Here is a 14,173-nt window from a genome sequence, read left to right on the forward strand (position 1 = left end):
TAGAGATCGGCGCCTGTTCTATCTATAATATTTTGGAGTAAATCATGTCTCTAAGCGTTGAAGCGAAAGCGAAAATTGTTGCGGAATTTGGTCGTGGTACGAATGACAGCGGTTCTACCGAGGTTCAGGTTGCTCTGCTGACTGCTCAGATTAACCATCTGCAGGGTCACTTTGCCGAGCACAAGAAAGATCACCACAGCCGCCGCGGTCTGCTGCGTATGGTTTCTCAGCGTCGTAAGCTGCTGGACTACCTGAAGCGTAAAGATCTGGCACGCTACACCACCCTGATTGAACGTCTGGGTCTGCGTCGCTAATTCGACGAGTTTCAGGAGAAAGGGGCCTCTTTGGGCCCCTTTCTTCTAGGAAGTGCCAGCAAAACAGAGTAATGTATTGCTGTTGTGAATATGATCCGTTATTACAGCGATTCGCGCGGCTAATGAGAGGCTTTATCTGTGGCGTCGGATGAGGACTGTCATTAGTCGCGAGGATGTAATGAGCGGGTCGGGTATTAACTGGTGTGCCGTATCAGGGATATGGCGCGCGCCTCTGGTAAAGGACAGTATTTTGCTTAATCCGATCGTTCGTAAATTCCAGTACGGTCAGCATACCGTGACACTGGAAACCGGCATGATGGCTCGTCAGGCAACTGCCGCCGTGATGGTCAGCATGGATGACACCGCGGTATTCGTGACCGTGGTAGGTGCCAAACAGGCCAAACCGGGTCAGGACTTTTTCCCGCTGACCGTTAACTATCAGGAGCGTACCTACGCTGCTGGCCGCATCCCCGGTGGTTTCTTCCGTCGCGAAGGCCGTCCGAGCGAAGGCGAAACTCTGATTTCCCGTCTGATCGACCGTCCGATTCGTCCGCTGTTCCCGGATGGTTTCGTTAATGAAGTGCAGGTTATCGCCACCGTAGTTTCCGTTAATCCGCAGGTTAACCCGGATATCGTCGCCATGATCGGTGCTTCCGCTGCGCTGAGTCTGTCCGGCATTCCGTTCAACGGCCCGATTGGCGCGGCTCGCGTTGGTTACATCAACGACCAGTATGTGCTGAACCCGACTACCGAAGAACTGAAAACCAGCCGTCTGGATCTGGTGGTTGCCGGTACCGAAGGCGCGGTGCTGATGGTTGAATCCGAAGCGGATCTGCTGAGCGAAGATCAGATGCTGGGCGCGGTAGTGTTCGGTCACGATCAGCAGCAGATTGTTATCGAAAACATCAAGTCGCTGACGGCGGAAGCCGGCAAGCCGAAGTGGAACTGGCAGGCGCCGGAAGTTAATGTCGAACTGCACAACCGTGTGCAGGCGCTGTCTGAAGTCCGTCTGGGCGATGCCTATCGCATCACCGAAAAACAGGAGCGTTACGCTCAGGTTGATACCATCAAATCCGACGTGGTTGCGGCGTTGCTGGCGGAAGATGACACGCTGGACGAGAATGAACTGCGCGATATTCTCGGCAGCATCGAGAAGAATGTGGTGCGTAGCCGTGTCCTGAGCGGCGAACCGCGTATCGACGGTCGTGAAAAAGACATGATACGTGGTCTGGACGTTCGTACCGGCGTACTGCCGCGTACTCACGGTTCCGCTTTGTTCACCCGTGGTGAAACTCAGGCGCTGGTGACCGCGACGCTGGGTACCGAGCGCGACGCGCAGATTATTGACGAATTGACCGGCGAACGTACCGATCGTTTCCTGCTGCACTACAACTTCCCGCCGTACTCCGTGGGCGAAACCGGTATGGTCGGTTCGCCGAAACGCCGCGAAATCGGCCACGGTCGTCTGGCTAAACGTGGTGTGCTGGCTGTGATGCCGAAACCGGAAGCCTTCCCGTACACCGTACGTGTGGTATCCGAAATCACTGAGTCCAACGGTTCTTCTTCTATGGCGTCCGTATGCGGCGCGTCGCTGGCGCTGATGGATGCCGGTGTGCCGATCAAGGCTGCCGTTGCCGGTATCGCGATGGGTCTGGTGAAGGAAGGCGACAACTTCGTGGTTCTGTCTGACATTCTGGGTGACGAAGACCACCTGGGCGACATGGACTTCAAAGTAGCTGGTAGCCGTGAAGGCGTGACCGCGCTGCAGATGGACATCAAAATCGAAGGTATCACCCGCGAAATCATGCAGGTGGCGCTGAATCAGGCCAAGGGTGCGCGTCTGCACATTCTGGGCGTGATGGAACAGGCGATTAGCTCGCCGCGTGGCGATATCTCCGAATTCGCACCGCGTATTCACACCATCAAGATCAGCACCGACAAGATCAAAGATGTGATTGGTAAAGGTGGTTCGGTGATCCGTGCGTTGACCGAAGAAACCGGTACTACCATCGAGATCGAAGATGACGGCACGGTGAAAATCGCATCGACCGACGGCGAAAAAGCGAAACATGCCATTCGTCGTATCGAAGAGATCACGGCTGAAATCGAAGTGGGCCGTATCTATCAGGGCAAAGTGACCCGTATCGTTGACTTTGGCGCCTTTGTAGCCATCGGCGGCGGTAAAGAAGGTCTGGTACATATTTCTCAGATCGCCGACAAGCGCGTTGAGAAAGTGACCGACTATCTGCAGATGGGCCAGGAAGTGCCGGTTAAGGTACTGGAAGTGGACCGTCAGGGTCGTATCCGTTTGAGCATAAAAGAAGCAAATGCTCAATCTCAGGAAACTGTTCCGGTTTCCGAGGAAGAATAATAGCGGATAATCGATTGGCAGCTCCTTACGATGTGAAGGAGCTGCGTGTATTATAAGGAACGGATATCCTTATGCTGAGCAGTCGGGGACAGGATGTTCATCCAATGTTTGTCTTCGGGAGTGGGAAATGAAGCCTTTCTTGCGCTGGTGTTATGTTGCGACAGCAATTATGCTGGCAGGATGCAGCAACACGGATTGGCGCAAAGATGCATTGCTGGCGGTACCGTTGCAGCCAACGCTGCAGCAGGAAGTCATCCTGGCGCGCATGGAGCAGATCCTGGCGAGCCGGGCAATTACTCCCGATGAACGAGCACAGCTGTTATATGAGCGCGGAGTGCTGTATGATAGCCTCGGGTTACGGGCGTTGGCGCGAAATGATTTTTCACAAGCGCTTTCCATCCGTCCCGATATGCCGGAAGTATTTAACTATCTCGGCATTTACTTGACGCAGGCAGGCAATTTTGATGCTGCCTATGAAGCGTTTGATTCTGTATTAGAGCTTGATCCAACTTACAATTATGCGCGTTTGAATCGGGGCATCGCTTTGTACTACGGCGGTCGCTACCTGTTGGCGCAGGATGATCTGCTAGCGTTTTATCGCGACGATCCTAATGATCCTTTCCGTTCCCTGTGGCTTTACCTGGTGGAGAGAGAAATCAATCCCGAGAAGGCCAAATCAGCGTTGAAAGAACGCTACGAAGGGGCAAAGAAAGGTGTGTGGGGATGGACGATTGTCGAATTCTACCTGGGCGACATCAACGAAAAAGTGTTGATGCAGCGTGTGCAGGAAGAAGCTAAGGATAACACTTCGCTCGCCGAGCATCTCAGTGAAACTGACTTCTATTTAGGTAAGCACTACCTAAGTCTGGGGGACAAGAACACCGCCGAGGCGTTGTTCAAGCTGACGGTTGCTAACAATGTTCACAACTTTGTTGAGCACCGCTATGCATTGTTGGAATTGGCGCAGTTAGGCCAAGAGCAAGACGACCTATCAGGATCGGACCAGCAATAGCTGACGAACACCTTTCAGCCTGAAATCATGACGATTTCTTCATCGCCTTAACGGGCGAGGCTTTTTTGTTCGCTTTTTAATCCAATTTGAGCCGGTTCACACTTTTCAATGAAAATGATTGAGTATTTTCTCGACAAGTTATGTAGACTGGCCGCCATTTTGAAGTGAGGCAAAGTTTACATGGCAGAGTTTGAAACCTCTTTTGCTAGTCTGGGGCTGTCCGCTCCGATTCTGAATGCACTGTCTGAGATGGGGTACGAAAAGCCGTCCCCGATTCAGGCGGAATGTATTCCTCATCTGCTCAACGGGCGCGACGTACTGGGTATGGCGCAGACCGGGAGCGGCAAGACCGCGGCATTTTCCCTGCCGCTGCTGAACAATATCAAGGCTGACCTGAAAGCGCCGCAGTTGCTGGTGCTGGCGCCGACTCGTGAGTTGGCGGTGCAGGTTGCTGAAGCCTGTAACGAATTTTCTAAACATATGCAGGGCGTCAACGTGGTTGCTCTGTATGGCGGCCAGCGTTATGACGTGCAGTTGCGCGCGCTGCGTCAGGGACCGCAGATTGTCGTCGGTACCCCGGGGCGTCTGCTGGACCACCTGAAACGCGGTACGCTGGATCTGTCCAACCTGAGCGGTCTGGTGCTGGACGAAGCTGACGAAATGCTGCGCATGGGCTTCATCGAAGATGTGGAAAACATCATGGCGCAGATCCCGGCTGAACATCAGACGGCGCTGTTCTCCGCCACCATGCCGGAAGCGATTCGTCGTATCACCCGCCGTTTCATGAACGATCCGCAGGAAGTCCGCATTCAGTCCAGCGTGACCACTCGTCCGGATATCAGCCAGAGCTACTGGACGGTATACGGCATGCGTAAAAATGAAGCGCTGATCCGTTTCCTGGAAGCGGAAGATTTTGATGCGGCGATCATTTTCGTGCGCACCAAGAACGCCACGCTGGAAGTGGCCGAAGCGCTGGAGCGCAGCGGTTACAACAGCGCTGCGCTGAACGGCGACATGAATCAGGCGCTGCGTGAACAAACGCTGGAGCGCCTGAAAGACGGTCGTCTGGATATCCTGATCGCGACCGACGTTGCCGCGCGTGGTCTGGATGTTGATCGTATCAGCCTGGTAGTGAACTACGACATCCCGATGGATTCCGAGTCCTACGTACACCGTATCGGCCGTACCGGTCGTGCTGGCCGTGCCGGACGCGCGCTGCTGTTCGTGGAAAACCGCGAACGCCGCCTGCTGCGCAACATTGAGCGCACCATGAAGCTGACGATTCCGGAAGTGGATCTGCCGAACGCCGAACTGCTGGGTCAGCGCCGTCTGGCGCAGTTTGCCGCTAAAGTACAGCAGCAACTGGAAAGCAGCGATCTGGACATGTACCGTGCGCTGCTCAGCAAGCTGCAACCGCAGGAAGAGCTGGACATCGAAACGCTGGCAGCCGCGCTGCTGAAGATGGCGCAGGGCGAACGTCCGCTGATTCTGCCGCCGGATCCGGTGGTTGAGCGTCGTCCGCGCCGTGAATTCCGCGAACGCGACGAGCGCTTCGAACGTCGTGGCGACCGTAACGATCGTGGCCCGCGTGGCGAGGATCGTCCGGCTCGTCGTGAGCGTCGTGACGTCGGCGAAATGGATCTGTATCGGATCGAAGTGGGTCGCGACGACGGCGTGGAAGTGCGTCATATCGTGGGCGCGATTGCTAACGAAGGCGACATCAGCAGCCGTTACATCGGCAACATCAAACTGTTTGCCTCGCACTCCACCATTGAGCTGCCGAAAGGCATGCCGGGCGATCTGCTGTCGCACTTCACTCGTACGCGTATTCTGAACAAGCCGATGAATATGCAACTGATGGGCGATGCTCAGCCGCATGAACGCCGTGAGCGTCGTGAAGGCGGCGAGCGCGGCGATCGTGGTGGTCGTAGCTTTGGCGAGCGCGCCGGTGCCGGCAATGGCCGCGGTCGTCCGTTCAATGGCGAACGTCGTGAAGGCGGCGAACGTCGTGGCGGCAGCCGTGACGGTCAGCGTGCGCCGCGTCGTTTCAGCAATGCCTGATAACGTCTGACGTTGATATGAAAAACCAGCCCTCGGGCTGGTTTTTTTATGTCACGATTTTTATGTGATGGTTTTTAGATCACTGAATGCGCGGTTCCCGCACGATTTCCGCTTGCAGCTGTGCCACCAGTTCAAATGAACGCAGCCGCGCCTGATGGTCGAATATCTGGCCGTTAATCATCAGCTCGTCCGCCTGGGTTTCCCGCAACAGGGTTTGCAGGCCGTGACGCACTTTGGCCGGATCGCCCACCACCGCCAGTCGTAAAGTCTGTTCTACCGCAAACTGTTCCGCGGCGGACCAGTGCGCCTCCATCGACGTTACCGGCGCAGGCAACGGTCCCGGCGTGCCGCGTCGCAGGTTGATAAACTGCTGCTGCAACGAGGTGAACAGAAAACGGGCGTCCCGCTCGCTGTCGGCGGCGACCACGTTGACGCACACCATGGCATACGGTTTTTCAAGCTGGGCGGATGGCTGAAAGTTATCCCGATAGCGCTGCAATGCCTGCAGGAGCATGTCCGGCGCGAAATGGGCGGCGAAGGCAAACGGCAATCCCATCGATGCAGCCAACTGTGCGCTGTACAGGCTGGATCCAAGCAACCAGATCGGGACGTTCAGCCCCTGTCCCGGCACCGCCTGCACGGCCTGTCCCGGCTGAGCAGGGGCGAAGTAGCGCTGAAGTTCCTGCACATCACGGGGAAAATCGTCAATATCGGCGTTCAGATGGCGGCGCAACGCCTGCATAGTACGTTGGTCGGTGCCCGGCGCGCGTCCCAGACCCAGTTCAATCCGACCGGGATAGAGTGATTCGAGCGTGCCGAATTGTTCGGCAATCACCAGCGGAGCATGGTTTGGCAGCATGACGCCGCCGGAACCGAGCTTGATACGTTGCGTACCGCCGGCAATGTAACCGATCAGCACCGACGTGGCCGCGCTGGCGATACCGGTCATGTTGTGATGTTCCGCCAGCCAGTAGCGTTGATATCCCCATTTTTCCGCGTGCTGCGCCAGACTCAGAGAATGGTGGAACGCATCGCGGGCTGTGTTGCCTTGCGGGATAGGGGCCAGATCGAGCAGCGAGAAAGGAACGGTAGCTGTCATAAGCGTGACTCATCGGGTTGAGGGGCTGACGGTGCCAGCCCAAATAAACACAAATGAGATGTTACGCGATCTTAACAATTTGCAACGGACGATGCGTGCGCATCGTCCCGACTGATTTAACCGACCAGCTCCAGCCCGGCCACCCGTCGCCAGTAGCCGTTGCAATCCTGCTGGTTTGCCAGCGTCAGCGGCTGTCCGCCGTGCTGGTTGGCGCGAAAATTATCGATCATCGCCAGCGTATCCGGCCCTTGCGGCGACAGGCGCACGATATCCACCAGCCCGTCCATTGACGCCAGATCGTTGCCGAGGTTATAGCAGTAACCGCTCTGGGTCTGGATGCCGTTAAGCACAAACACCTGCTGGTTTTCCTGCGACAGCATCTGACGCCCCTGCGGGTAATTGATGCAACAGGTTTCGCATTCGTCCTTGGGGCGGTTTTCCGAACGGGCGGTAAAGCAGCGGGCGGAATACGCCAGCGGCAGATGACCATAACTCAGCACTTCCACCTCAAACTGATGGCGAAAACCGAGCTCATCGCACTGGTTGAGCAGATGTTGCAGCCAGTCCCGCGACAGTTCCACCGGCATACACCAGCGCATCATGCCCTGTTTGTGCAGTAACCGCAGGGTGTAGGCGTTATAACAGTTGAGCGCGTGGCCGGCGACAAACGGCAGGCCGCGATCCGCCGCCATGTTGACCGCGCCCAGATCGTTGGCTTCCAGCAGGAATTCGCCGTTCTCCACATACCTTTTCAGCTCGGTCAGTTCGGAAGGCGCCTGTAGCAGCGACAGTGTGGAGATCACCACCTGCTTGCCGCTGGCCGCGATCGCGCGCGCGAGGTCAAGCCAGTCGCTGACTTTCATGCCCCGGCGCTTGCTGCACACGGTTTCACCCAGATAGATGATATCGGCGCTGCTGGCGGCCGCTGCCTGATAAAACGTTTCAATGTCGGCTTTGGGCCAATAGTAGAGCAGGGCGCCCAGTGAATATTTCATGTTGTGTCGATGTCTCCTGTCTACTGCCACTGGCGATGATAGGCGCCTAGTGTGGTCTGCGTACCTTCGGCGACGGCGCCCAGCGCCTCCATCCACTCGGCGGTAGGGGTGAAATGCGCCGGATCGGCCTTGCAGCGGTCGATCGCCTGCCGCCATACCTGGGTTACCTGGCTGACGTACGCCGGGCTGCGCTGACGGCCTTCGATTTTCACCGAGGCGATATTGGCCGCCATCAGTTCCGGCAGCAGTTCCAGCGTATTCAGGCTGGTGGGTTCTTCCAGCGCGTGATAACGCTGGCCGTCCACCAGATAACGGCCTTTGCACAAGGTCGGGTAGCCGGCGTTTTCATGGTCCTGATAGCGATCGATCAACACATCGTTCAGCCGTGATTCCATGCCGTTTTCCGTTTGCTGCCAGCGCACGAAACGTGCCGGCGAGCAGGCGCCTACGGTGTTGGGCGACTCGCCGGTCAGGTAGGAGGACAGATAGCAGCGCCCTTCAGCCATGATGCACAGGCTGCCGAAGGCGAACACTTCCAGCGGCACCGGGCTGGTGCGCGAAAGCTGTTTGACCTGATGAATGGAGAGCACGCGCGGCAGCACGATGCGGGCGACATCGAAGTGGCGCTGATAAAAACGGATGGCTTCCTCGTTGGTGGCGGATGCCTGCACCGACACGTGTCGCTCTACCGTCGGATAGCGCTCGGCGGCATATTCCAGCATCGCCAGATCCGCCAGAATCAGCGCATCGGCGCCGGCGGTCTGCACCGCGGTGTCCACCGCCCGCTGCCAGCGCTGATAGCCGTCCGGGTGGGCGAAGGTATTGATGGCGATATGCAGTTTGCGGCGGTGGCGATGCACGTAGTCGCTGGCGTCCTGCAGTTTTTTGTCGTTGAAATTGAGGCCGGCGAAGTGGCGGGCGTTAGTGTCGTCTTTCAGCCCGATGTACACCGCGTCGGCGCCATGGTCGATGGCGGCTTTTAGTGCCGGCAGATTACCGGCGGGGCAAAGCAGTTCCATTCTTACGTCCTTTCATCACGGCCTGACGCAGCGGGCCGGTTTGCAATGAAAAGGAATCTTAGTGAACCCGGCTGTCAGCGACTTTGATTTAAACCAGCATATCGGGGAATTGCTGGCGCTTACCGGTCGTGATTTGGCGCAGAACAGGCTAAATTTAACTCGTCACATTCCAGCGACTTGCCTGCGGGGGTCGCTACGCGATGTTAAAAAACGCGTCTGGCGTTTTTTATTGATGTAGACCCCTGCTGCCGGTTTCCCGTTCTGTGGCAGAATAATGACCATATCGGTTAAGCAGCATCGCTTTATGAGGAGTACGCCAGTGTTGGAAAAACTACGTGCGCAGATTGTGCGTCAAGGGCCACGTTTACTGAGTAAGCCGTTAGCGTTAACGCCTTTCTTCCTGCAACGCCGGGTGCTGGAACAACTGCTGGGGTGGCAGTTCCGTCAGGCGCTGGAAGAAGGCGAGCTGGATTTTCTTGACGGGCGTTGGTTGCAGATCGAAGTCCGCGATATCGGTTTGCAGTGGTTTGTCACGTTGCGGGATAACCGGCTGGAAATCAGTCACAACGAACTGGCGGATGTGAGCTTCAGCGCCGATGCCAACGATCTGATCCTGATCGCCGCCCGCCGTGAAGATCCGGACACGCTGTTTTTCCAGCGCCGCCTGCGTATTGAAGGGGACACCGAACTGGGGCTGTACGTCAAGAACCTGATGGACGCCATCGAGCTGGAAAGTATGCCCGCGCCGCTGCGCGTTGCGCTGCTGCAACTGGCCGGGTTCGTGGCCGCCGGTTTACAGGAGGGCGCAGAGCAAGCCAGTCCGCACGCGCCAGTGTCATGCTGATTCGTGTTGAAATTCCGGTTGATGCGCCGGGCATCGACGCCTTGCTGCGGCGGTCGTTCTCCAGCGAGGCCGAAGCGGAGCTGGTGCATCAGCTGCGTGAGGACGGCCAGTTGACGCTGGGTATCGTCGCTACCGACGACGAAGGCGGCGTGGTGGGATATGCCGCGTTCAGCCCGGTGACGCTGGGCGGCGAAGATCTGCAGTGGGTAGCGCTGGCGCCGTTGGCCGTAGACGAAAGCCTGCGCCGCCAGGGGATCGGCGAGCAACTGGTGTATGAAGGGCTGGATGCGCTCAACGAATTTGGCTACACCGCAGTGGTGGTGCTGGGCGACCCGCATTATTACGCTCGTTTTGGTTTTGTGCCGGCGCAGGAGCAGCAATTGCGCTGTCGCTGGCCGGGCAGCGAACGGGCCTTTCAGGTTTACCCGCTGGCGGACAACCACTTTCAGGGCGCCAGCGGTCTGGTGGAATACGCCGCGCCGTTCAATCGCTTCTGAACAGGGGCATAAAATCGGTAAGCGTCGGAGGCTGGTGCTGCACCAGCCTTTCTTTTTGCATTTTGCTTAGCTGTTTGACGCGATATTCCCATTTCAGCGCGGTGGAACGATCGCCCGCCACGCAGTGATACGCTAGCGTCAGCGGTCCTTTGCCGCGCAACGCGCGCGCTCCTTTCCCGGCCTGATGCTGCGCCAGCCGCCGCGTCACGTCGGTGGTGATGCCGGTATAAAGCAGCCCGCTGTCGGTGCGCAGCAGGTACAGAAACCATGTGGTCTCACTGTTTTTCACGTCATTTCCTTTTCGTGGGTCAGCGCTTATCTTACGGTGATATCTCGATAAAGGCTGCCTGTGCTGCCGTATTCGTCGGTGGCCGATGGTGGAAAAATTTGAGGCTTTTATTTATCAATAAGTTAGCGCTCTTTAACAACATAAAAAAGTTGGTGGAATTTTTCAGGTTTTAAAAGTCATTAAAAAACAAGTATATAGTTTTAGAGTGTTCCCCGCGCCAGCGGGGATAAACCGCGTTACACCCGAACCACCGCCTGTACTGTGGCGTGTTCCCCGCGCCAGCGGGGATAAACCGTTGGTGCCCGTAGAACCCACGGAGGAAATGGTGTGTTCCCCGCGCCAGCGGGGATAAACCGATGTTATTGCTCTTTTTGGTGATCCATCAACAGTGTTCCCCGCGCCAGCGGGGATAAACCGGTTCGTCGAAAATTACGCTGACAGTTCTGGTCGTGTTCCCCGCGCCAGCGGGGATAAACCGGTAGCTCAAGTGACCGAGGCTGTTCGTGAGATGTGTTCCCCGCGCCAGCGGGGATAAACCGCCTGAGATCGTCTTTACTCATCGCCCTGCAGGCGTGTTCCCCGCGCCAGCGGGGATAAACCGGGGGTTAATTTGAATGAGGTAATTACATTAATGTGTTCCCCGCGCCAGCGGGGATAAACCGAATAATGAATAATCTTCGATCACTATTCATCAGTGTTCCCCGCGCCAGCGGGGATAAACCGATTCGGATGCCGTTGCCAGCATCCGAAAATGAGTGTTCCCCGCGCCAGCGGGGATAAACCGTTCTGACAGGTTGAGCGCAACCATGTCACGCTGTGTTCCCCGCGCCAGCGGGGATAAACCGGGACTGATAATGCCAGCGCAACAGAGCAGGAGGTGTTCCCCGCGCCAGCGGGGATAAACCGTTCTGAACGTCAGTAGGTTTAATATTTTTATCCGTGTTCCCCGCGCCAGCGGGGATAAACCGCTCATCGCTCAGCTTTTTCCAATGCTCTTCAGGTGTTCCCCGCGCTAGCGGGGATAAACCGATGGCGACCAATCCAACGGTTGCATTAGCTCGGTGTTCCCCGCGCCAGCGGGGATAAACCGCGTGCTGTGACGCTGAATCAGAATAAAGTTGTGTGTTCCCCGCGCCAGCGGGGATAAATCGACTATAAACTGATGCTATAACTGGTGAAAAATGTGTTCCCCGCGCCAGCGGGGATAAACCGCTACCGCGATTTTCTGCGCCTTGAACTGATACGTGTTCCCCGCGCTAGCGGGGATAAGCCTGCATTATCAGGCTTCATATAATTCGATACAGTGCTTACCTTCTTTGGTGTTACAATATTCACACAAATGATGATTTATGTGCATTTAATTTCTTTTTGATGTGAATAAAATCACATAACAGAGTGCGTTATCAGGGTGAAATGCCCGGAAACGCAATAGTGTGGCTGAGAGCGGGAGTGTTGTATGAGTGATTTGACTGCGGCGGCGCAACGCGCGCTGGGACTGATGGATTTAACCACCCTGAATGACGACGATACCGATGAGAAGGTGATCGCCCTGTGTCGTCAGGCTAACAGCCCGGCGGGAAAAACCGCCGCCATTTGTATTTACCCGCGTTTTGTGCCGCTGGCGCGCAAGGTGCTGCGCGAGCAGGGCACGCCGGATGTCCGCATCGCTACCGTGACCAATTTCCCGCACGGCAACGACGACATTGACATTGCGCTGGCGGAAACCAATGCGGCTATCGCTTACGGCGCCGACGACGTGGACGTGGTGTTCCCCTATCGGGCGCTGATGGCCGGCAACCGTCAGGTCGGTTTCGAGCTGGTGAGCGCCTGTAAGGCGGCCTGTGCCGCGGCGGGCGTGCTGCTGAAAGTAATCATTGAAACCGGCGAGCTGAAAAGCGATGAACTGATTCGCGAAGCCAGCGAAATTGCCATTGATGCCGGGGCGGATTTCATCAAAACCTCGACCGGCAAAGTGGCGGTGAACGCTACGCTGCATTCTGCCGAAGTGATGCTGAGCGTGATCCGCGATAAAGGCGTGGGTGAGCGCGTCGGTTTTAAACCGGCCGGCGGCGTGCGCACAGCGGAAGATGCGGCGCAGTATCTGCAACTTGCCGACGCTATCATGGGCGACGGTTGGGCGGATGCCCGCCATTTCCGATTTGGCGCGTCCGGCTTGCTCGGTAGCCTGTTGACCACGCTGGGCCACGAAGCCGGGCAGGCACGCAGCGGCTACTGATGCGGTTCGCGCCTGACGGGCGCGATACATCGGTACTCATGGATTATGCAGGAGAACGCACCTTGTTTCTGATTCAGGAAATTATCCGCAAAAAACGCGACGGGCATCCGCTCAGCGCGGAGGAAATTCGCTTTTTCATCAACGGTGTGCGCGATAACACCGTGTCGGAAGGGCAGATCGCCGCGCTGGCGATGACCATCTTCTTCCACGATATGAACATGGATGAACGGGTGGCGTTGACGCTGGCGATGCGCGATTCCGGCACGGTGCTGGACTGGTCCGGGCTAAACCTGAACGGTCCGCTGGTGGACAAACACTCGACCGGCGGCGTCGGCGATGTCACGTCGCTGATGCTGGGGCCGATGGTGGCGGCCTGCGGCGGCTATGTGCCGATGATTTCCGGCCGCGGTCTGGGCCACACCGGCGGTACGCTGGACAAGCTGGAGTCGATTCCTGGGCTGGACATCTTCCCGGAGGATGACGTCTTTCGGCAGATCATCCGTCAGGTTGGGGTGGCGATTATCGGGCAGACCAGCTCGCTGGCGCCGGCGGACAAGCGTTTTTACGCCACCCGCGATATCACCGCCACCGTCGATTCCATCCCGCTGATCACCGCCTCGATTCTGGCGAAAAAGCTGGCGGAAGGGCTGGACGCGCTGGTGATGGACGTCAAAGTCGGTTCCGGCGCGTTTATGCCGACCTATGAACAGTCGGAGCAACTGGCGCAGGCGATTGTCGGCGTGGCCAATAATGCCGGCTGCCGCACCAGCGCGCTGTTGACCGACATGAGTCAGGTGCTGGCTTCCAGCGCCGGTAACGCGCTGGAAGTGCGCGAAGCGGTGCGCTTTCTGACCGGCGAGCAGCGTAACCCGCGTCTGTTCGAGGTGACGATGGCGCTGTGCGAATCCATGCTGCTGGCGGGCCACCTGGCGCGCGATGCCGCCGAGGCGCGCGCGAAACTGCAGTCGGTGCTGGACAACGGCCGGGCGGCGGAGGTATTTGGCCGTATGGTGGCGGCCCAGCACGGCCCGACGGATTTTGTCGAACATTACGATCGCTATTTGTCGCCCGCCACGCTCAGCAAACCGGTGTTCGCCGGGCGCGACGGCTTTGTCGGCGCGATGGATGCGCGCGCGTTGGGCATGGTAGTGGTGGCGTTGGGTGGTGGTCGACGTCAGGCCAGTGATATCATTGATCACAGTGTCGGGCTGAGCGACATGGTCAGTCTGGGCGAGCGGGTGGATGCGCAGCGTCCGCTGGCGGTTGTCCACGCCAGAACCGAGTCGGACTGGCAACTGGCCGCGCAGGCGCTGCGCGAGGCGATTCGCCTTGACGATCAACCGCCTGCGCCTTGTCCGCTGATTTATCGTCGTCTGGACGCTACGGACATCTATACCCAAAATAATTCGAGTTGCAGGAAGGCGGCAAGTGAGTGA

At 57.4% G+C, this 14,173-nt stretch carries 13 protein-coding genes and 1 CRISPR repeat array; of the genes, 9 read left to right on the plus strand and 4 right to left on the minus strand.

Annotated elements, in window-relative coordinates; translation table 11 throughout:
- Positions 1–44: 44 nt before the first annotated feature.
- From rpsO to CVE23_RS03635, 5 genes are all read left to right on the plus strand, one after another.
- Positions 45–314 carry a 30S ribosomal protein S15 gene (gene rpsO / locus CVE23_RS03620; protein ID WP_012771120.1) on the plus strand — a complete coding sequence of 90 codons (270 nt, stop codon included), beginning with the start codon at positions 45–47 and terminating at the stop codon, positions 312–314.
- A gap of 250 nt (positions 315–564) precedes the next feature.
- Entirely contained in the window at positions 565–2,685 is a 2,121-nt protein-coding gene (pnp, locus tag CVE23_RS03625; RefSeq protein WP_049854582.1) for a polyribonucleotide nucleotidyltransferase, read from the plus strand.
- Between the two features lie 127 nt (positions 2,686–2,812).
- Positions 2,813–3,697 (plus strand): lipoprotein NlpI, encoded by an 885-nt coding sequence (gene nlpI, locus CVE23_RS03630; protein WP_013316326.1) that lies wholly within the window; start codon positions 2,813–2,815, stop codon positions 3,695–3,697.
- 108 nt (positions 3,698–3,805) lie between these two features.
- Positions 3,806–3,865, plus strand: a complete 60-nt coding sequence (yrbN, locus tag CVE23_RS23220) for a protein YrbN (protein WP_107760761.1) — start codon at positions 3,806–3,808, stop codon at positions 3,863–3,865.
- 12 nt (positions 3,866–3,877) lie between these two features.
- Positions 3,878–5,758, plus strand: a complete 1,881-nt coding sequence (locus tag CVE23_RS03635) for a DEAD/DEAH family ATP-dependent RNA helicase (RefSeq protein WP_038917812.1) — start codon at positions 3,878–3,880, stop codon at positions 5,756–5,758.
- A 79-nt stretch (positions 5,759–5,837) separates the two neighbouring features.
- Here the strand turns inward: CVE23_RS03635 and CVE23_RS03640 are convergent, their stop codons facing one another.
- The 3 genes from CVE23_RS03640 to ubiU form a co-directional block, all read right to left on the minus strand.
- Complete coding sequence (locus CVE23_RS03640; protein ID WP_038917813.1) at positions 5,838–6,857, minus strand: luciferase-like monooxygenase; 1,020 nt, start codon at positions 6,855–6,857, stop codon at positions 5,838–5,840.
- Between the two features lie 116 nt (positions 6,858–6,973).
- A complete protein-coding gene (locus tag CVE23_RS03645) occupies positions 6,974–7,852 on the minus strand; it encodes a U32 family peptidase (protein ID WP_100848919.1) in 879 nt (292 codons plus the stop codon).
- Positions 7,853–7,872: 20 nt separating this feature from the next.
- Positions 7,873–8,871: a ubiquinone anaerobic biosynthesis protein UbiU gene (ubiU, locus tag CVE23_RS03650; protein WP_038917815.1), complete on the minus strand. Its 999-nt coding sequence runs from the start codon at positions 8,869–8,871 to the stop codon at positions 7,873–7,875.
- A 319-nt stretch (positions 8,872–9,190) separates the two neighbouring features.
- Between ubiU and ubiT the strand changes: the two genes are divergently transcribed.
- Positions 9,191–9,715, plus strand: a complete 525-nt coding sequence (gene ubiT / locus CVE23_RS03655; RefSeq protein WP_038917817.1) for a ubiquinone anaerobic biosynthesis accessory factor UbiT — start codon at positions 9,191–9,193, stop codon at positions 9,713–9,715.
- Complete coding sequence (locus CVE23_RS03660) at positions 9,709–10,212, plus strand: GNAT family N-acetyltransferase (protein WP_100848920.1); 504 nt, start codon at positions 9,709–9,711, stop codon at positions 10,210–10,212. Before ubiT ends, CVE23_RS03660 begins: the two co-directional genes overlap by 7 nt.
- On the opposite strand, the gene CVE23_RS03665 is transcribed toward CVE23_RS03660, so the two are convergent.
- On the minus strand, positions 10,199–10,501 hold the full coding sequence (locus CVE23_RS03665; RefSeq protein WP_038917819.1) for a GIY-YIG nuclease family protein: 303 nt from the start codon (positions 10,499–10,501) through the stop codon (positions 10,199–10,201). The genes CVE23_RS03660 and CVE23_RS03665 overlap by 14 nt on opposite strands.
- A gap of 205 nt (positions 10,502–10,706) precedes the next feature.
- Positions 10,707–11,774: direct repeats of the CRISPR family, unit length 29 nt; unit sequence GTGTTCCCCGCGCCAGCGGGGATAAACCG.
- Positions 11,775–11,957: 183 nt separating this feature from the next.
- Between CVE23_RS03665 and deoC the strand changes: the two genes are divergently transcribed.
- Both deoC and deoA read left to right on the plus strand, forming a co-directional pair.
- The gene (deoC, locus tag CVE23_RS03670) at positions 11,958–12,737 is read left to right on the plus strand and encodes a deoxyribose-phosphate aldolase (RefSeq protein WP_100848921.1); all 780 of its coding nucleotides are present in this window, start codon (positions 11,958–11,960) and stop codon (positions 12,735–12,737) included.
- A gap of 62 nt (positions 12,738–12,799) precedes the next feature.
- Complete coding sequence (gene deoA / locus CVE23_RS03675; protein ID WP_049854655.1) at positions 12,800–14,173, plus strand: thymidine phosphorylase; 1,374 nt, start codon at positions 12,800–12,802, stop codon at positions 14,171–14,173.

The organism is Dickeya fangzhongdai (genome assembly GCF_002812485.1).
GTDB classification, from domain to species: Bacteria; Pseudomonadota; Gammaproteobacteria; order Enterobacterales; family Enterobacteriaceae; genus Dickeya; species Dickeya fangzhongdai.

What these genes read in the sequence shown, in the direction of transcription:
- rpsO (WP_012771120.1), top strand. Translation starts at nt 45, where the DNA reads ATGTCTCTAAGCGTTGAAGCGAAAGCGAAAATTGTTGCGGAATTTGGT.
- nlpI (WP_013316326.1), top strand. Translation starts at nt 2,813, where the DNA reads ATGAAGCCTTTCTTGCGCTGGTGTTATGTTGCGACAGCAATTATGCTG.
- CVE23_RS03635 (WP_038917812.1), top strand. Translation starts at nt 3,878, where the DNA reads ATGGCAGAGTTTGAAACCTCTTTTGCTAGTCTGGGGCTGTCCGCTCCG.
- CVE23_RS03640 (WP_038917813.1), bottom strand. Translation starts at nt 6,857, where the DNA reads ATGACAGCTACCGTTCCTTTCTCGCTGCTCGATCTGGCCCCTATCCCG.
- CVE23_RS03645 (WP_100848919.1), bottom strand. Translation starts at nt 7,852, where the DNA reads ATGAAATATTCACTGGGCGCCCTGCTCTACTATTGGCCCAAAGCCGAC.
- ubiU (WP_038917815.1), bottom strand. Translation starts at nt 8,871, where the DNA reads ATGGAACTGCTTTGCCCCGCCGGTAATCTGCCGGCACTAAAAGCCGCC.
- CVE23_RS03660 (WP_100848920.1), top strand. Translation starts at nt 9,709, where the DNA reads ATGCTGATTCGTGTTGAAATTCCGGTTGATGCGCCGGGCATCGACGCC.
- deoC (WP_100848921.1), top strand. Translation starts at nt 11,958, where the DNA reads ATGAGTGATTTGACTGCGGCGGCGCAACGCGCGCTGGGACTGATGGAT.